General features: G+C 39.8%; 19 protein-coding genes. 15 read left to right on the forward strand and 4 right to left on the reverse strand.

Annotated features, from left to right (window positions below; genetic code table 11):
• Positions 1-421 precede the first annotated feature (421 nt).
• From IEV91_RS20615 to IEV91_RS20640, 6 genes are all read left to right on the forward strand, one after another.
• On the forward strand, positions 422-640 hold the full coding sequence (locus tag IEV91_RS20615) for a DUF1659 domain-containing protein (RefSeq protein WP_188499311.1): 219 nt from the start codon (positions 422-424) through the stop codon (positions 638-640).
• A 46-nt stretch (positions 641-686) separates the two neighbouring features.
• Positions 687-905: a DUF2922 domain-containing protein gene (locus IEV91_RS20620; RefSeq protein ID WP_188499312.1), complete on the forward strand. Its 219-nt coding sequence runs from the start codon at positions 687-689 to the stop codon at positions 903-905.
• Between the two features lie 71 nt (positions 906-976).
• Complete coding sequence (locus IEV91_RS20625) at positions 977-1,147, forward strand: YvrJ family protein (protein WP_188499313.1); 171 nt, start codon at positions 977-979, stop codon at positions 1,145-1,147.
• A gap of 364 nt (positions 1,148-1,511) precedes the next feature.
• Positions 1,512-1,832: a metal-sulfur cluster assembly factor gene (locus tag IEV91_RS20630; protein ID WP_188499314.1), complete on the forward strand. Its 321-nt coding sequence runs from the start codon at positions 1,512-1,514 to the stop codon at positions 1,830-1,832.
• Positions 1,833-1,958: 126 nt separating this feature from the next.
• Positions 1,959-2,441, forward strand: coding sequence for an LSm family protein (locus IEV91_RS20635; protein ID WP_188499315.1), 483 nt, complete (start codon positions 1,959-1,961; stop codon positions 2,439-2,441).
• A gap of 210 nt (positions 2,442-2,651) precedes the next feature.
• Positions 2,652-3,392, forward strand: a complete 741-nt coding sequence (locus IEV91_RS20640; RefSeq protein ID WP_188499316.1) for an NAD-dependent epimerase/dehydratase family protein — start codon at positions 2,652-2,654, stop codon at positions 3,390-3,392.
• 43 nt (positions 3,393-3,435) lie between these two features.
• Here IEV91_RS20640 and IEV91_RS20645 read toward each other — a convergent pair whose 3' ends face one another.
• From IEV91_RS20645 to IEV91_RS20655, 3 genes are all read right to left on the reverse strand, one after another.
• On the reverse strand, positions 3,436-3,729 hold the full coding sequence (locus tag IEV91_RS20645; RefSeq protein ID WP_188499317.1) for a YppG family protein: 294 nt from the start codon (positions 3,727-3,729) through the stop codon (positions 3,436-3,438).
• A gap of 246 nt (positions 3,730-3,975) precedes the next feature.
• The gene (locus IEV91_RS20650) at positions 3,976-5,523 is read right to left on the reverse strand and encodes a hypothetical protein (RefSeq protein WP_188499318.1); all 1,548 of its coding nucleotides are present in this window, start codon (positions 5,521-5,523) and stop codon (positions 3,976-3,978) included.
• 35 nt (positions 5,524-5,558) lie between these two features.
• A complete protein-coding gene (locus tag IEV91_RS20655) occupies positions 5,559-7,106 on the reverse strand; it encodes a hypothetical protein (RefSeq protein ID WP_188499319.1) in 1,548 nt (515 codons plus the stop codon).
• A 206-nt stretch (positions 7,107-7,312) separates the two neighbouring features.
• Between IEV91_RS20655 and IEV91_RS20660 the strand changes: the two genes are divergently transcribed.
• From IEV91_RS20660 to IEV91_RS20675, 4 genes are all read left to right on the forward strand, one after another.
• Entirely contained in the window at positions 7,313-8,248 is a 936-nt protein-coding gene (locus IEV91_RS20660; protein WP_188499320.1) for a beta-ketoacyl-ACP synthase III, read from the forward strand.
• Between the two features lie 19 nt (positions 8,249-8,267).
• The gene (gene fabF, locus IEV91_RS20665) at positions 8,268-9,506 is read left to right on the forward strand and encodes a beta-ketoacyl-ACP synthase II (RefSeq protein WP_188499321.1); all 1,239 of its coding nucleotides are present in this window, start codon (positions 8,268-8,270) and stop codon (positions 9,504-9,506) included.
• Positions 9,507-9,756: 250 nt separating this feature from the next.
• A complete protein-coding gene (locus tag IEV91_RS20670; protein ID WP_188499322.1) occupies positions 9,757-9,963 on the forward strand; it encodes a YuzI family membrane protein in 207 nt (68 codons plus the stop codon).
• A 105-nt stretch (positions 9,964-10,068) separates the two neighbouring features.
• Positions 10,069-10,830 (forward strand): YjbA family protein, encoded by a 762-nt coding sequence (locus tag IEV91_RS20675; protein WP_188499323.1) that lies wholly within the window; start codon positions 10,069-10,071, stop codon positions 10,828-10,830.
• Between the two features lie 42 nt (positions 10,831-10,872).
• Here IEV91_RS20675 and IEV91_RS20680 read toward each other — a convergent pair whose 3' ends face one another.
• Positions 10,873-11,283 carry a DUF3899 domain-containing protein gene (locus IEV91_RS20680; protein ID WP_188499324.1) on the reverse strand — a complete coding sequence of 137 codons (411 nt, stop codon included), beginning with the start codon at positions 11,281-11,283 and terminating at the stop codon, positions 10,873-10,875.
• Between the two features lie 349 nt (positions 11,284-11,632).
• Between IEV91_RS20680 and IEV91_RS20685 the strand changes: the two genes are divergently transcribed.
• The 5 genes from IEV91_RS20685 (at position 11,633) to IEV91_RS20705 (ending at position 17,510) form a co-directional block, all read left to right on the forward strand.
• Positions 11,633-13,324, forward strand: coding sequence for a peptide ABC transporter substrate-binding protein (locus tag IEV91_RS20685; RefSeq protein ID WP_188499325.1), 1,692 nt, complete (start codon positions 11,633-11,635; stop codon positions 13,322-13,324).
• A gap of 205 nt (positions 13,325-13,529) precedes the next feature.
• Positions 13,530-14,459, forward strand: coding sequence for an ABC transporter permease (locus tag IEV91_RS20690; RefSeq protein WP_188499326.1), 930 nt, complete (start codon positions 13,530-13,532; stop codon positions 14,457-14,459).
• Complete coding sequence (gene opp3C / locus IEV91_RS20695) at positions 14,459-15,472, forward strand: oligopeptide ABC transporter permease (protein WP_188499327.1); 1,014 nt, start codon at positions 14,459-14,461, stop codon at positions 15,470-15,472. Before IEV91_RS20690 ends, opp3C begins: the two co-directional genes overlap by 1 nt.
• Before the next feature lie 14 nt (positions 15,473-15,486).
• Positions 15,487-16,509: an ABC transporter ATP-binding protein gene (locus tag IEV91_RS20700; protein WP_188499328.1), complete on the forward strand. Its 1,023-nt coding sequence runs from the start codon at positions 15,487-15,489 to the stop codon at positions 16,507-16,509.
• Positions 16,506-17,510, forward strand: a complete 1,005-nt coding sequence (locus IEV91_RS20705; protein WP_188499329.1) for an ABC transporter ATP-binding protein — start codon at positions 16,506-16,508, stop codon at positions 17,508-17,510. The genes IEV91_RS20700 and IEV91_RS20705 overlap by 4 nt, the downstream gene beginning before the upstream one ends.
• The last annotated feature ends 285 nt before the right edge of the window (positions 17,511-17,795 follow it).

Raw genomic sequence — 17,795 nt, forward strand, 5'->3', positions numbered from 1 at the left:
CACGGATGTGACGGTTTTAGTCGAAGTTCCTTAATGACGTGACGTTTTTAGCCGATCGTCCTTAGTAGCCTCAGCTCATTTTGGAATGGTTTATCTGTGTGTTCCAAAATATTTATGATTAAAAGTCACCTGTTCCAGCGTCTACTCGTATCGCTTCGTCGTCAGCTTTCTCGGAACAACTCGATGTTTACTCGTGAAGTAACGCTGGTTGCTATTCCCGAAGGAGCCAGAGTGTCTTCCGCTTCAATCCACTTGATACTGACGAAGCATTTTGGTAAAAAAACTTTTTATGCCCAACTGAATGAGGGCCGGGCATGCTTTACGCCCATTTTTTCTTAAATCGAACATGGAACTTTCTTAAAATCTCTTTCACCGTTTTTTGTATGAAACCCTATCTATTATATGAAAGGGGGTGAGAGAGATGGCCACAAGTCAAATGGAGAAGACGACGCTGGCGTTGGTTTTTGATGGGGGCGCTGATGAAAAAGGGAATGCTGTGAATAAAAGAAAAAGCTTTAATAATGTTAAAACCGATGCCACAGCGGACCAGCTTTATGCTATTGCCGAAGCAATCGCAGGTGTGCAGCAGTATCCTCTCATTTTAGTGGAACGCAATGACACATCAGAGATTTTAAACTAATGTTATTCAGAAAAGGAAAACCAGGGTCAGATAGGAGGTGAAAGTTGTGGCTAAAACGATTGAATTACTTTTTGAAAATAACGAAGGGAAAACCGTTCGCTATTCATTAGACAATCCAGTAGATCCGTTTGATGCAGAGGCTGTAAATGCTGCAATGGATGAAATTTTGACTCAAAATGCTTTTACTTCTTCGGGCGGTGATTTAGTTAAGAAAAAAGAGGCGCGCATTGTTGAAAGAAATGTGACCGACATTCCATTGAGTTAATTGATCAGACAGGAGGGAAGGACATCCTTTGCTTCCTTTCCTGTCTGTAAACGCCTAAGGAGGTGTAAGGGATGGAAGAATGGCTAGGCATGGTCAAGGATGTGGGGTTTCCAATTATTGTGACCCTTTATCTTTTATATAGGATAGAGGGAAAGTTGGATGAACTTAATCAATCCATTTTAGCCCTTCCGAGTCAGCTTTCCCGTTCTCAAAGCGATGCGTTAAAACAAAAAATAAAGTGAAAGAATAGCCAGACATGGGGATCGAAGGACGCTTTCGAGAACCATGATTTTTTTTTACGTATAATTTGATGGAGGAATGAAGTTTTTTCTTTGAAGCATAAGTATAAGCTATAGAGGTAATAAAAATATCGGTAGAAAAATTTATCTTCTCCGATTAGGATTTGACGTAAGCCAAGCATTTAAGAGAAAAATCAATCAAAAAGAGGAAGTTTTTCTTGTTAAATGGTGCATAGGGGTTTATTGAAAACCGCTGAGCGGTTATACTTAAACTATAAAGTTCGCGTTCAAAAAAGTTCATCATGGTTTAATAAACGATGAATGAAGAAACTTTTTGAACAAATAGCTATTGAAAGGGGAGAATGAGATGTCCCAAATCGACGAGAAGAAGATGCGTGAAGATATCGCCGAAGCGCTCGAAGATGTTATCGATCCTGAATTAGGTATCGATATTGTCAACCTCGGGCTCGTCTATGGCGTTGATGTTGATGAAAATGGTGATGTCATGGTAACCATGACCTTAACAGCGATGGGGTGCCCACTTGCTGCAACAATAGAACATGAAGTGAGAGCGGCTTTGGCCCCAATTGATGGTGTTAATAGTGTGGAAGTTAACATTGTCTGGAGCCCTCCATGGTCGAAGGATAATATGTCTAGATTTGCAAAAATTGCATTAGGTATTTCATAAACAATAGCATCCCGTTGACGGGGTGCTATTGTTACTTTTAAGTTTATGAATAGTCTACGCCAGGCCATAACATTTTTCGATAGGGTGAATATCATGATTAGAGAATGACTTAGAGGAGGTTATGGTATGGCAGATATGAATACAAACCCAACATCACATCAGCAGCCCATTGATGAGTGGGTGAACCATTTGAATAAGCCGGTAAAGGTAGACTTGCACGATGGCAAGACTTACGAAGGCATTATGGAACATCTTGATCAAGATAATATTTATCTTTTAATACAAATTAGTCCTAACACAGCGGGCAATGAGCAGTATTCCCGCTCTTTCGGTTATGGAGGTGCCGGCTATCCCGGTACGGGGTATGGTGCTGGTTATGGGGGGTATCCAGGTCAAGGTTATGGCGCACAACATGGTGGCTATCCAGGTGGGGGCTATGGACCTGGCTACGGAGCTGGCTATCCGGGCGTAGGCTATGGACCTGGCTATGGAGGAGGATATCATCCAGGTTATGGACCAGGATATCCAGGTTACGGGGCACCCGGTGCTTATGTAGGGCGTTTGATTCTTCCATTAGCAGCTTTAACAGGGCTTGCAGCGCTGTATTAACCATCATACCGTCACCTATCATAGGGGTGGCGGTATGTTCATATTGTTTTAGGCATGGAAGATGATTAATGAAAGAGGAAGGTCAAACATAAAATATATAGGAAGTGATTTTTATAAAACGTATAGAGCTTGGAATGTCGTAAAAAAGAAGATATGGGAATAAAAGCAGGTTTTAGTGCATTTGACGAGAAAAAAATGAGGGGGCTAATCGTGGAGAAGGTCCTAATTTTTGGTGGATTAAGTCAGTGGGGAAGCAAAATGACAGATGCATTGCTTCTGGAGGGAGTAAGTGTCACGGTGACTTACACGTCAGGAAATCAAGAGGAAGAAGAACGTGCACTGGCATTTGGACGCAATGCCCAATTTGAAAAAGTAGCCATGGAAAATGGCTCAAGTTTTGAGTGGATAGAATCGGGTCAAGATGTAGATACCTTGCTATTTTTTGATGCACTTTATCATGAAGATAGTCAAGAGACATTGGATCACTTGACGAAGAGTTTGACCGCCTTGGATCAACTTAAAAGAATTGTATTAATATCTCATCTTGATATTTATGGTGAAGCTGAAGGTGAGATTGATGAAACAAGTCCGTTAAAGCCATTAACGCCCCTTGGAAAGCGAGTAGATGCTCTTGAAAAGGGCTTTATCCAAAGATTTCTTGAATATAAAGAAGAAACAAGTGTCGATACTGTCATTATTTTGAGAATGCCTCATTTATATGATGAAGGTGGGACTCTAGAAAGGCTGGATCAAGACCGATTACATGTTAAAGATGCGGCAGAAGGGATTACGCAAGCAGTTATAAAACCTTTAAAATCAGGTATCCACGTCATTCAGCTTTCAAGTGGTGAAAGGTTAACTTCTCATAATAAAGAGAGGCAATTCCCCTATAACAAGGCAGCTAAGCTCCTCAATTTCAAGCCAAAAGTGACACTTGAGCTTTGGCGGTAGGGCGCTATAGAAACCAAAAAATAAGCATACGCTAAGCGCACGCTTATTTTTTGAAGAAATTTAATAGCGGCCCTAACTGTTTAATCAAGGGCTGTGTCTGGTTAATGATATTATGAACCTTATTGGCCCCATCTAACATTTTGTTGAAATCGAAATTTCCATCCTTATCTAAAAAGCCTTGCATAAAGTTGGGCATATTTGAAGGCTGATTTTGAACATTCATAGGTTGCTGCTGTTGTTGTGGTGGCATTGGCATCATCGGTTGTTGCCATTGGGGAGGAGGTCCCCACATGTAAGGATTAAAGGGCGGCCGCTGATGATTATTAGGTTGAACCACTTCATTCCCTCCTAACTCATAGAAATTTTTATGATATTATATGAAAAAATTTCGAAAGAAGTGTTACTGATAAAAGGACTTTGCCTAAACTAAAGAAAAAATAGGTCAAGAGTGTCAGTGCTGCCCGCTTTTGAAAAAACAGGAAAAGTCATAAAGAAAATCACCAATTGCTCACCGCGCTTTCTTAAACATAAAAGCACCTCCAATGTTTGAGTAGGAGGTGCATGTTCAGAGATTATTTCCTTTTTAAATGTAATAGGGTCCAAATAAGAAATTGGCTATGATCAAATACAACAGACTAAAATAGGATACTTCCTGAAGTAACGTCCATTCCGCTGTCTTGAATCGATGTGTGACTAGCCATGAAACCACAGTCATGATTGCTGGCCAGACGATGACGCCTAGCGGAAAGGTTAAGTAGTCTGGTGCATAGTAATAAAAGCTCGGTTTCATCACAAAGAAGGAGAAACCATACATCATGGCAACAAAGACAAGCCCAATGATCCATTTCACAACAGGGGAATTCCGTTCAAGTAATTCAACCTTGGTAAAGGCAATTCCGCCATAGATCATGAGAGCAGGGCTGGCAAAAAGTAAAGAAATCAAGATTAAAATAAGAATTCTAGGAATCGCTAAACTCGCTACTGACAATGCCACTTTTAAATCCTCGCTATGAAGTTTCAGACTGTCTTTTATTAGCCTAGGATCTTGATTGGTTAATCCAAGTTGATAGTGATCTTCACTTTTTAAATCCAGCCATCCGATAGTTTGATTATTTATCCAAAACGGATGGATAGAAGCCTCAGTGGAAGTGCTCCGGCGTTCCAGTACCCAAGAGCCATCGGAACTTGGCTGTGCTTCATAGACATTTAAAGCCGTATCCCTCAGATTGCGTTTTCCTTCTGCACTTAAGAGCACGGTTGGTTGGTTCTTGATAAGACTAAAATAAATTTCGCTTGTGTTGAGATCAGGTCTTCCTTGAAAGTGGATGGGATTATTCTTGAGTATCTTTGCCTTCTTAGCATTGAGTTGCTGGACTGACATCACTTCATAGTAAGGCAAATAGATAATTTCTCCATGTACATTTGTTGTCATGTAAAATAAGTGAAATTTACCCTTGTTTACAAAATAGTTCGCTTTAATAATATTCCCATTGATGACGCTTGTGGTAGCAAACTTCTTAAACTGAGGTGTTTTACCTTCCAAGGAAGAAAGGTAAAAAGCGACATCTGACTTATTTTTTAATGTTGTTAAGAGTAAAGCCCCATAACTTTTATCAATGGTCAAGGTTCGAATATCATTAGGAAATTGCCTCACCTTTTCAGACTTCAGCGTTTTTAAGTCCACTTTTTTTAACATATTCCCTTGAGAGTAATACACAGTGCCTTCTTTATAGCTGGCGTCCTCTACGCCCTTATCAATGAGTAATTCTTTCTGCCCGTTAAAATAATAGAGGTTAAGATTTTTTTTAAAAACATATGTATCGCCTTTTGCCCAGTAAAGGCGTATGAGATCGCCTTTAAAGGAGTGAGAGTGTTGCTGGGTCACTTTCAAGTTATTATCAAGCGTAGAATGGGTAATGGCCTCACCATCTATTGTATAGAGCTCAGTGCCCTGTTTATCAGAATATGTATAAAGCGTTCTTTCTGTAGAGTTTATGGGCTTATGAAGCGTGCGACTCCAGCCTTTGTCTGGGAGCTCTAATTCGCCTTGGATCGTGTAAAGGTAATGAAGACCAAATAAAATAATAATAAGGATAAATGGGAAGGCCCAAAGAAATAGTTTTCTAGCCATATAAAAAGTCTCCTTTGTTCAAACAGCGTAAAGTTTTAAATGTAATAAGGTCCAAATAAGAAATTGGCTATGATTAAATACAACAGACAAAAATAGGATACTTCGTGAAGTAATGTCCATTCGGTTGTTTTGAATTGACGTGTGACTAGCCATGAGACAACAGTTATGATTGTTGGCCAGACGATGACGCCTAGCGGAAAGGTTAAGTAGTCTGGTGCATAGTAATAAAAGCTTGGTTTCATCACAAAGCAGGAGAAACCATACATCATGGCAACAAAGACAAGGCCGATGATCCATTTCACAATAGGCGAATTGCGTTCAAGTAATTCAATTCTGGTAAAGGCAATTACGCCATAAATCATCAATGCCGGACTGGCAAAAAGTAAGGAGATTAAGATCAAAATGAAAATTCTAGGGACAGATACAGTGGCTTCTGAGAGTGCATTTTTCATATCCTCATTATTAAGCTTTTGACTCGCTTTAATGATTTCAGGATCTTGACTAGCTAGCCCTAGTTGATAGTGATCTTCACTTTTTAAATCCAGCCATCCGATAGTTTGATTATTTATCCAAAACGGATGGATAGAAGCTTCGGTAGAAGTACTCCGGCGTTCCAGTATCCAAGAGCCATCGGAACCTGGATGTGCTTCATAGACATTTAAAGCGGTATCCCTTAGATTGCGATTTCCTTCTGCGCTTAAGAGCACGGTTGGTTGATTATGCATCATCTTAAAATAGATTTCATTGGTATTGATGTTTGGCCATCCTTGAAAGGAAATAGGCTTATTTTTAAAAGCCACGACTTCTTCTTTGTTGATGTGATCTAATGCAAGCTCTTCATAATATGGTGAAAAAGCGATGCCGTCGTGAATAGCAGAAAGCATATAAAACAAATAAAAATGATGATCGTTGACTTGATAAGAAGCTTGACTAATATCCCCACTGACAATTGAAGTGGTAGCAAACTTCTTAAACTGAGGTGTTTTACCTTCCAAGGAAGAAAGATAAAAAGAGACATCTGATTTATTTTTTAGTGTTGTTAAGAGTAAAGCCCCATAACTTTTATCAATGGTCAAGGTTCGGATGTCATTAGGGAATTGCCTCACCTTTTCAGACTTCAGCGTTTTTAAGTCCACTTTTTTTAACATATTCCCTTGAGAGTAATACACTGTGCCTTCTTTATAGCTGGCATCCTCTACGCCCTTATCAATGAGTAATTCTTTCTGCCCGTTAAAATAATAGAGATTAAGATTCTTTTTAAATACATAGGTGTCCCCTTCTGCCCAGTAAAGGCGCATGAGATCGCCTTTAAAGGAATGAGTGTGTTGCTGAGTCACTTTCAAATGTTTATTAAGCGTAGAATGGATAATGGCCTCACCATCTATTGTATAGAGTTCAGTGCCCTGTTTATCAGAATATGTATAAAGCGTTCTTTCTGTAGAGTCTATGGGCTTATGAAGGGTGCGACTCCAGCCTTTGTCTGGAAGTTTTAGCTCACCCTGGATCGTGTATAAGTAATAAAGTGCGAATAAAATGAAAATGATAACAATGGGGGTGGCCCAAAGACAAAATTTCCTTATCAAGACAAAATGCCTCCCTACTTTACCTATAAAAAATGGTTACTTTAAAAGTTTAGCATTCCTTATATTGGTAGACAACAGAAGAGTAAAAATTGTACTAATATTTGTTTGAGTTTGAAAAGGACTAGGGTTATAGACAAAAGTTTATTTAGCAAGTAAGATTAGTACCAAATCATAATATTAACTGGTAAACTGGAAGGGGTTTGTTGATGGGAGCAGGAATTATCGGAATGGGGAAGTACGTTCCTGATACGGTTTTAACGAATTTTGATCTTGAAAAGATGGTAGACACATCTGACGAATGGATTCGAACACGGACAGGCATAGAAGAAAGAAGAATAGCGAATGATGAAGTAGATACATCTGATATGGCTTATTATGCTTCGGTTGAAGCGCTAGAAAAGGCAGGTCTTTCAGCTGAAGAGATTGATCTTATTCTTGTAGCAACAGTAACTCCTGATCGCCCCTTTCCATCGGTTGCCTGTTTGATTCAAGCGCGTCTTGGCGCAAAAAATGCAGCGGCAATGGACATAAGTGCGGCCTGTGCAGGCTTTATATATGGCTTAGTTACAGCAAAGCAATATATTGAAACTAAAACCTATAAAAACATACTTGTGGTAGGTGTCGAAAAGCTTTCAAAAATCACCAACTGGGAAGACCGTAATACAGCAGTACTCTTTGGGGATGGGGCAGGTGCGGCTGTGATGGCCCCTGTTTCAGATGATAAAGGGATTCTTTCCTTTGAGCTTGGGTCGGATGGAACGAAAGCGAAGGAATTATATCAAGAAGGTTCCCATATTGTGATGAATGGGCGAGAAGTTTTCAAATTCGCCGTGCGTCAAATGGGCGAATCAGCGGTTAATGTCATTGAAAAAGCAGGGCTAACCAAGGAAGATATCAATTTACTTATTCCTCATCAAGCGAATATTCGGATCATGGAAGCTTCCCGTGAAAGATTAGCCCTTCCGGTTGAACGTTTAATGAAAACTGTGCATAAATACGGAAATACTTCGAGCTCTTCAATACCTTTAGCTTTGGCAGATGGCATAGAAGAAGGTAAAATAAAAGATGGAGACATCATTGTTTTAGTCGGCTTTGGTGGCGGCCTCACTTGGGGAGCTGTTGCGATACGCTGGGGGAACTAATAGAAAGGAGTGCTGTTTCATGAAACGTCGTGTTGTGGTAACGGGCTTAGGCGCTGTTACACCTCTAGGAAATGATGTTGAAACAACATGGAAAAATTTAATCGCTGGTAAAAACGGCGTCGATAAACTGACAAGAGTAAATCCTGATGAATTTCCTGCGAAAGTAGCGGGAGAGCTCAAGGATTTTGATCCTACGGCTTTTGTCCAAAAGAAAGATGCGCGGAAAATGGATCGCTTTACACAATATGCTTTAGCCTCTGCAATGATGGCTGTAAAGGATGCTGACCTTACTATTACTGACGAGATTGCACCGCGTACTGGTGTATGGATTGGCTCGGGGATAGGTGGCATGGAAACTTTTGAAACACAGCATCGAACGGCCTTGGAAAAAGGCTTTAAAAGAGTGAGTCCGTTTTTCGTTCCCATGATGATTCCTGATATGGCATCAGGACAAGTCTCTATTCATCTCGGAACAAAAGGGATCAACTCCTGTACAGTGACAGCTTGTGCTACAGGGACTAACTCCATCGGTGATGCGTTCAAAGCCATTGCTCGTGGAGACAATGATATTATCATAACCGGGGGAGCTGAGGCACCGCTAGTTATGATGGCTTTTGCTGGTTTTAGTTCGGCCAAAGCATTATCATTCAATCCTGATCCAGAAACGGCTTCACGTCCTTTTGACAAGAATCGTGATGGGTTTGTAATGGGAGAAGGAGCGGGTATTCTCGTTTTAGAGTCTCTTGAAAGTGCGCAAAAACGGGAAGCGAAAATATACGCTGAAATCGTGGGCTATGGCGCTACAAGTGATGCCTATCATTTAACGGCGGTTGAGCCTGGAGGCGATGGCGCCGCTCGGGCAATGAGACAAGCGATTGACGATGCCGGGATAACGCCTGAAGCCATTCAGTACATTAACGCTCACGGGACAAGCACGCAATTAAACGATCCGAATGAAACTCAAGCGGTGAAAAAGGTATTTGGCGATCATGCCTATAAGCTCGCCATGAGTTCAACAAAATCGTCTTTAGGTCACCTTTTAGGAGCATCAGGCGGAGTAGAGGCTATTTTCTCTATTTTAGCGATTCAAGAAGGGATTCTTCCTCCAACCATTCATTATGAAACGCCTGATGAAGAATGCGATTTAGATGTGATTCCGAATGAAGCGCGCAAGGCGACAGTTGATTATACTATGAGCAACTCGTTAGGTTTTGGTGGTCACAATGCAACCCTAATATTTAAACGTTTTTCTGAGTAAATAATAAAAGAACGAAACTCTCCAAGGGATGGATAATTCCCTGGGGAGTTTTTTTATTTATACGCTTTTTATTCGTTTAGCGGAAGAGGCTATTAACTATGATAGAAAAGAGGTTTCGCCAGATTTTTTCAATTGAAACCATCAGTTGATGGAGAGTCATTTATCATATTCTTGTCACGCGCAACATATGTTTTAGAAATAGGACTAGCTATTGTGATGAGAAACACTGTAAAGGAGGGGGATAGCAAGCGTGCTTATCCGCGTATTTTTTCTATTTATCGGATTTGGGTTGGCAGTTGCTGGTGGTGTGACAATAATAGCCTTTTTAAATCTAATGACCACAGGCGAAGGCTTCTATGGTTATCTCTCTTTTATGGCTCATCGCGTTGAAAGCTATTTATTTCTTTCTGGCATTATCCTTATATGGCTGAGTATTTATTTTCCGTCTTTTAAATAAGTGTGAAAGGTTATCCATATCCACCAAAGTTTTATAATTTAAGAATAAATCCACTCATACCTGCCCATACTGAATGAAAAATACTTAAAGTGAGGGACGATAATCATGGAACTCATTGGTGATGTCTGGGTGAATTGGTTTGAAGGGGAAGAGAATGGGTATAATGTCTGTGAATTTCATGAATGGCGTAAGCATGATTTTATTGAATTACTTGACCAAGTCCCGCTCATCAAAGTTGATAAAGTGTTGTTTGAGTATATTGAAAATGACCTCCGGGATCTACCAGAACAACTATTGGAAGACATCAAGAATAAAAGTTATATCAGAAAAAACAGTCAGAGAGAGGTCATTGAATACTGTTTTATTGCCACTGATGGTGAGCGCCACATTGTTGTAGATACCTTGGGATATAAGGTTCCTATTCGTAAAAGTCGCCTAATTCCTAGACAAGAGAAGCACGTGCTAGAAAAAGCGGAAACCATGAAAATTACTACATATAAATTAAAGAAAAATGTTGAGCCAAAAGAATACCATATCCTTTCTCCACATCCTGCCTTGATGCGTGGGTTGACCAGAAAGGAGAGACAATTAAAACAAATATTATTAATGGCTCTTGATCAATTACGTTCGGTTGGAAGTCTCCAAGAAATACGGTATTGGTACACAGAATGGTTTCCAAAACAATATCATGAGAGTAGAACCATGACCTTTGAAACGGCTTGGAACCGTTTATATGACGAGATTAAGTGGGGGTGGTCAGAAAAACACTTAGATTTTTGTGAAAGAATGATTAAAGGGCAACCTTACTTTGAAAAAGTCTGGGAGTTAGAAAACGGAAGTAAGGTTAGTGAGAAGCGCATTATCTAGGAGATAAATAAAAGCCTGAGATCCCAGTACGATCTCAGGCTTTTAATAATAGGTATAAGAAAGTATCAAACTCACGATAAAGAAGACCGCGCCTACAAGGATAAATGAAGAGGTCCATTCTTTTTGTTGTTCACTTGCACCTTCATGTAAGTTTGGAAGATCCTCCGTTTTCTTTTTTAATGTAGAAGCCTCACTGCTTTCCCATAGTTGATCAGCAAAATCATCGCTTTTACTTCTAAAAAATTTTTTGATACTATGAGCGGTCCCCCGGAAAAAGCCTCCGAAAAAAACGAGAAAAGCACAGCCAATAATGATATAGGCAATACCAATAAGTGATAGCCCGTTAAGCAAGCGAAAGAGAAAATGCTGATGATGCTCTATAAAGAGATAAAGGAGCGAGAAGAGGATTGCAACCCCAAAGAGTCCAATTATTTTTTTTATAAAAGAATTCAATTCATAAACGCCTCCGTATATGTAGTTTAGCATAAATGAATTAAAAAATCCCCGGGGAATTCCTCAATAGATAGTTAATAAATTGCATTATTATCCAAAATCATCCTCTTTTTAAATTAATTGCAGTATTAAAAAATGTCAAAAATAAAAGTCATTTTACTTAGGACTTTAGACCTATTTTTTGTGGTGAAATCGTAAACTTTATGAGTTTTCATAAATACATTTCAAAAAAAACAATGCAAAGCTAGTGAAAAACTTGTATAATACGGTTATGGGTGATTTCACTGTAAAGTCAGAAAATATAAATAATCACTCAACTTTTGTACAAGGACTTAGGGAGGTCATATTTATGAGAGGGAAAGCAAAATGGTCTGTCCTCGTCGCGATCATGCTAGTCATGAGCATGTTCTTAGCAGCTTGCTCAGGTGGCGGCAAAGATGATAGTGCGAGTGGGGATAAGAAATCAGGAGATGGGAAGCAAGAGCTTGCCGACAAACAAGAAATAACAATGGCAACGTCTCAGGACATTCCAACTTTGGACTCTTCAAAGGCAACGGATGCAACATCCTTTGACCAAATCCAAAGAATTCACTCCGGTTTATATACTTACTATAATAACAAAGCTGTGCCTGATTTATCAGATGGTGAGCCAAAAGTTTCAGAAGATGGCAAGACCTATACTTTTACAATCCGTGATGATGCTAACTGGTCTAACGGTGATCCGGTAACAGCTGCCGATTTCGTGTATGCATGGCGCAGACTTACTGATCCAAAAACAAAAAGTCAGTACAACTACATTGTACCAACTGCACATATCAAAAATGCAGATAAAATTGAAGATCCAGATAGTGATTTGTATGGTAAAACAGATCAACTTGGTGTAAAAGCTATTGATGATAAGACTCTTGAAGTAACATTAGATAAAGCAACACCTTATTTCACTTCAATGATGGCGTTTGCTTCATTCTATCCATTAAATCAAAAATTTGTTGAATCCCAAGGTAAACAATATGCTTTAGGACCAGATCATATTCTTTCTAATGGTGCCTATAAGCTGACTTCTTGGAAAACGGGCGAAAGCTGGACTCTAGAGAAGAACCCAGATTATTGGGATGCTAAAAACATTACTATTGATAAAGCAACAATCAATGTTGTCAAAGACCTATCTACACGTGTGAATATGTATAATACTGATGAAATTTCAACCGTTGGTTTATCTCAAGACTTTATTGATGAATACAAAGATTCACCAGAATACAATGAATTCCTTGATACAAGTGTCGGTTATTTGAAATTGAATGAAAATAAAGTTCCTGCATTTAAAAATCCTAAAGTTCGTAAAGCGATCGCTATGATTATTGACGAGCAAGGGTATATCGATCAAATCAGGAAAGATGCTTCTGTACCAGCACAATACTGGGTACCAAAAGATTTCGTTTCAGGTCCTGATGGGAAAGATTTCCACGAAACAGCACCTGCAAGCTATTTCAAGTATGATCCAGACGAAGCCAAGAAACTTTGGGCTGAAGCTAAAAAAGAACTTGGCCAAGATAAATTCACTTGGGAATATATGACAACTGATGAACCACAAACAAAAACAGTTGCTGAATATTTCGCTAACCAAATTGAACAATTAGATGGTGTAACCATTAAGATTAACCAACAACCATGGAATAACTACCTTGATCGTGATACTAAAGGTGATTATGAAATTGGTGGTGGGGCTGCATGGGGACCTGACTATCAAGATCCTATGACATTCCTTGATCTATGGACTTCTACAAACCCGAACAACACTATGGGTTATAAAAACACTGAGTATGATAAGTTAATTAAAGAAGCAGACAATCTTGGTACTGACCCACAAAAACGTTGGGATAAATTGGTGCAAGCTGAGAAGGTCCTTATGGACGATATGGCGATCATCCCTCAATTCCAAGTGGGCGGCGCTCAATTAATCAAGCCTTACGTTAAAGGTTTAGTTCACCAAAGTATGGGTATTGCAACTGACTTCCGTCATGCTAAGGTTTACAAGCATTAAGATCTATGATTAATCTATGATCTTTGTCAGAGGATTTAAGGGAGTATATGTCATCCTGGCATATACTCTCTTTTCAATTTTCACTGAATATAATTGGAGATCTACTGGAAACGTTAACTAATGCTTGACTTTATGTCTGACTCATATGAAAATATATAGTGTAGGAATTTGTAGGATTTGAAAGATTTATAGGAGGTGTCGTTGGTTGGTAGCGTATATTCTAAAACGGATTCTTTATATGCTTATAACGTTTTTTGTAATAGTCTCACTATCATTTTTTGCTATGAAACTATTACCGGGTTCCCCATATAGAAATGCTGCAAAACTTGGTCCAGAATTGGTTGCACAGCTCAACCATCAATACGGTTTTGACAAGCCTATACCCGTACAGTATATAAATTATCTCAATAAAGTATTACACGGTGACTTAGGAGTATCCTTCCAATATGAAGGACGTACAGTAAACTCTATCTTGGCAAGTAAAGTTCCAGTCTCAGCTGACTTAGGTATTGAAGCCACGATCATTGGAGTACTGATCGGCATTATCTTAGGAGCTATCGCTGCTTTGAGAAGAGGAACGTGGTTGGATTATGGTGTCATGGTTATCGCCGTTTTGGGGATATCAGTGCCTTCCTTCATTTTAGCGCAACTTATGCAGTATTATTTCGGTGTCCAGTTAAGATGGCTACCGGTTGCGAAGTGGGATGGCATAGAGTCGCATATCATGCCGGTCATTGCTCTGGCGGTTGGTTCAGTTGCTGTTATTGCGAGATACATGCGAAATGAGATGATCGGCGTACTGGGATCAGATTATATTGATATGGCTAGAGCTAAGGGACTAAGTCGTCCTGCGGTAGTTATCAAACACGCAATGCGGAATTCCTTAGTTCCTATTGCGACAATCGTTATCCCAAGTCTCATGACCGTTATCACGGGTTCACTTGTTATCGAAAATATTTTTGCGATACCAGGAATCGGTGATCAATTCGTCTCATCAATTGTGACAAACGATTATCCTGTTATTATGGGTACAACAATATTGTTTAGTATATTCTTTTTAGTCGGAATATTCCTTACCGACTTAGCTTATGGGGTCATTGATCCAAGGATTCGTGTTGCTGGGGGTGATTCCTAATGTCGGGACAGAACGAACTTATTACAAAAGATATGTTTGCACCAGCTGAAATTGATGCTTCTCAAAGTGAGGAAATCAGACGTGAAACGGTCAGCTACTGGAAAGATGCGTTTCGTCGCCTCCGTAAGAATAAAGGGGCGATTGCAGGGGCAATCATCATTTTTATCATCATCATTATGGCGATCATTGGACCGTATTTTAATAAATATGGTGTAGACGATCAAGACATTATGCGAACAAATGCTCCACCGAAAATTGGTTTCTTATCCAATGTGCATTGGCTTCCTTTTGATGGTTATGAAAAAGGACGCGATGTTTATGCAGAGAAAAAAATAACCGACAATTTTTGGTTTGGAACCGATAAACTAGGTCGTGACCAGTGGACAAGGATTTGGTTAGGGACTCGTGTCTCACTTTTCATTGGTGTTATTGCCACTTTAGCGGACTTAATCATTGGGGTCGCCTATGGCGGGATTTCGGGTTATTTCGGTGGTAAAGTCGACACGATCTTGCAACGAATATATGAAATTCTTGTAGGGATTCCACAGCTTATATTAGTTATCTTACTCATTATGATTATGAACCCAGGGATAACGACCATTATATTGGCCATAGGGGTCACGGGTTGGCTGGGGATGTCCCGTCTGATACGTGGACAAGTGCTTCAACTCAAATCTTTAGAGTACGTTCTTGCCGCGAAAACACTTGGAGCTAGTGATAGTAGAATCATTGCAAAGCATATGGTGCCGAATACGTTAGGGTTAATTATTGTGCATACGATGTTTAGTGTACCTAGTGCTATATTCTTCGAAGCTTTCCTAAGTTTTATTGGTTTAGGAATGTCTCCGCCAAAAGCTTCATTAGGGGTATTGATCCAACAAGGATATGAATCGATACAGTTCCACCCTTACTTGGCATTGTATCCAGGTCTTATCATTTGTTTACTTCTGATTTGTTTTAACATCTTTGGCGATGGCCTTCGAGATGCATTAGATCCAAGGTTAAGAAAATAAGGGGGTGAAGCGTGTTGGAAAATATTTTAGAAATAAAAGATTTGCGAGTTTCATTTGAAACTTATGCTGGTGAGGTTCAGGCGGTACGTGGGGTTAACCTTGAATTAAAAAAAGGGGAAGCTCTTGCTATTGTAGGTGAATCAGGTTCAGGTAAATCGGTCACTTCTAAATCGATTATGCGCTTGATCCCTTCTCCTCCTGGTAAATTTAAATCAGGTGAAATTTTGTTTGAAGGTAATGATCTATTAAAGTTATCAGAGAAAAGCATGCAAAAAATGCGTGGTTCTGAGATTTCGATGATTTTCCAAGACCCCATGACTTCTCTTAACCCTACAATGACTGTGGGTAAGCAAATCATGGAAGGTCTTAAGAAACATCAAAATATGAATAAGCATGATGCCGCACAAAGGGCAGTTGAACTGCTAGAGCTTGTAGGGATTCCTAATCCTGAAGATCGTATTAAGCAATACCCACATCAATTTTCAGGCGGGATGCGCCAACGTGTGGTCATTGCCATTGCTCTTGCATGTAATCCTAAGGTTCTCATTGCAGATGAACCGACAACGGCATTAGACGTAACGATTCAAGCACAAATTCTCGATCTTATGAAAGATTTACAAAAGAAGACAAATACCTCGATCATTTTAATCACTCATGATTTAGGGGTTGTGGCCAATATGGCCCAACGTGTGGCTGTTATGTATGGAGGCAAGATAGTTGAGACAGGAAATGTAGATGAAATATTCTATTCACCTAAACACCCCTATACTTGGGGGCTATTATCTTCAATGCCAAAATTGGATAGTAAAAGTGATGAACTCATGGCGATTCCTGGAACGCCTCCGGATCTATCAAATCCGCCAAAAGGGTGTCCATTTGCAGCCCGTTGCCCACATGCAATGAAAGTCTGTACGGAGCACATGCCTGAGTACACAGAGCTTTCCGAAACGCAAAAGACTGCTTGCTGGTTGCTTGATGAAAGAGCACCGAAAGTGGAGCCACCTGAGACTATTGGTGTTGGAGGTGCTCAAAAATGACAGAATCTACAAACAGAGAAAAATTAATTGAAGTCAAGAATCTTAAAAAATATTTTAAGGTTGGTCGTAAAGCAACCTTAAAGGCAGTAGATGACGTTAGCTTTCATATTTATAAAGGTGAAACCTTTGGCCTTGTAGGTGAATCGGGTTGTGGAAAATCGACAACGGGTCGGACCTTGATTCGCTTATATGATGCTACCGAAGGTGAAGTCATTTTCGATGGTGAAAATGTTCATGGTAAGAAAAGCACTAAGGAATTAAAAGATTTAAATCGTAAAATGCAAATGATTTTCCAGGATCCTTATGCATCATTAAACCCAAGAATGACGGTTGAAGATATAATTGCTGAGGGTATCGATATTCATAACCTTGCGAAAAGCAAAAAGGAACGTAGAGATAGAGTTTTCGAACTTCTCGAAACAGTCGGTTTGAATAAAGAACACGCCAGTCGCTATCCCCATGAATTTAGTGGTGGACAAAGACAACGTATCGGTATTGCGCGTGCCCTTGCTGTTGATCCTGATTTTATCATCGCTGACGAACCGATTTCTGCCTTGGACGTTTCAATTCAAGCCCAGGTCGTTAACCTTATGCAAAAATTGCAGAGGGAACGTGGTTTAACTTATCTCTTTATTGCTCACGATCTCTCAATGGTTAAGCATATTAGTGATCGCGTTGGTGTTATGTATTTAGGGAATATGGCTGAGGTCGCATCAAGTGATGAATTATATGATAATCCATTGCACCCGTATACTCAGGCGTTATTATCAGCTATTCCGGTACCTGATCCTAACTATGAACGCAGTCGTGAACGCATCATTTTGGAGGGCGATGTCCCTAGTCCAGTAAATCCGCCAAGCGGTTGCCGTTTTAGAACGCGGTGTCCTTTAGCTACAGAGGTGTGTGCGAATGTCGTTCCACGTTGGACTGAAGCAGAGGAAGATCATTGGGTCGCTTGCCACCTTTATGATGATGAGTATAAACACGATTTTAATAAATAATCTTTAACTTGCAGAACAGATCTATAATATAAAAAGGGCCCTTTCGAAATTTCGAAGGGGTCCTTTTTATTGGCTCTATTATATATTTGAGCAAAAAGCAATTTATTGAATCTTTAATGGATAGTTGAAGGATATTCCGGCGTAACGCTTAAGCTAAGAGCAAGCATAATAGTTGATTACTGCAGGCTTATGGTGTGGATTTGAGCTTCAGGTCGCTCTCTTTCCATGGGCACGGCCTCAGCTAACTTGGGAATGGATTAATGGGTTTCCCAAGTGGATCTTCGG

It is taken from the genome of Pullulanibacillus pueri (assembly GCF_014639255.1).
In the GTDB taxonomy this organism is placed as follows: domain Bacteria; phylum Bacillota; class Bacilli; order Bacillales; family Sporolactobacillaceae; genus Pullulanibacillus; species Pullulanibacillus pueri.

Excerpts from the sequence above, each read along its gene's own strand:
- IEV91_RS20660 (WP_188499320.1), top strand. The coding sequence starts at position 7,313 with ATGGGAGCAGGAATTATCGGAATGGGGAAGTACGTTCCTGATACGGTT.
- IEV91_RS20630 (WP_188499314.1), top strand. The coding sequence starts at position 1,512 with ATGTCCCAAATCGACGAGAAGAAGATGCGTGAAGATATCGCCGAAGCG.
- IEV91_RS20705 (WP_188499329.1), top strand. The coding sequence starts at position 16,506 with ATGACAGAATCTACAAACAGAGAAAAATTAATTGAAGTCAAGAATCTT.
- IEV91_RS20625 (WP_188499313.1), top strand. The coding sequence starts at position 977 with ATGGAAGAATGGCTAGGCATGGTCAAGGATGTGGGGTTTCCAATTATT.
- IEV91_RS20650 (WP_188499318.1), bottom strand. The coding sequence starts at position 5,523 with ATGGCTAGAAAACTATTTCTTTGGGCCTTCCCATTTATCCTTATTATT.
- IEV91_RS20685 (WP_188499325.1), top strand. The coding sequence starts at position 11,633 with ATGAGAGGGAAAGCAAAATGGTCTGTCCTCGTCGCGATCATGCTAGTC.
- IEV91_RS20635 (WP_188499315.1), top strand. The coding sequence starts at position 1,959 with ATGGCAGATATGAATACAAACCCAACATCACATCAGCAGCCCATTGAT.
- opp3C (WP_188499327.1), top strand. The coding sequence starts at position 14,459 with ATGTCGGGACAGAACGAACTTATTACAAAAGATATGTTTGCACCAGCT.
- fabF (WP_188499321.1), top strand. The coding sequence starts at position 8,268 with ATGAAACGTCGTGTTGTGGTAACGGGCTTAGGCGCTGTTACACCTCTA.
- IEV91_RS20615 (WP_188499311.1), top strand. The coding sequence starts at position 422 with ATGGCCACAAGTCAAATGGAGAAGACGACGCTGGCGTTGGTTTTTGAT.
- IEV91_RS20675 (WP_188499323.1), top strand. The coding sequence starts at position 10,069 with ATGGAACTCATTGGTGATGTCTGGGTGAATTGGTTTGAAGGGGAAGAG.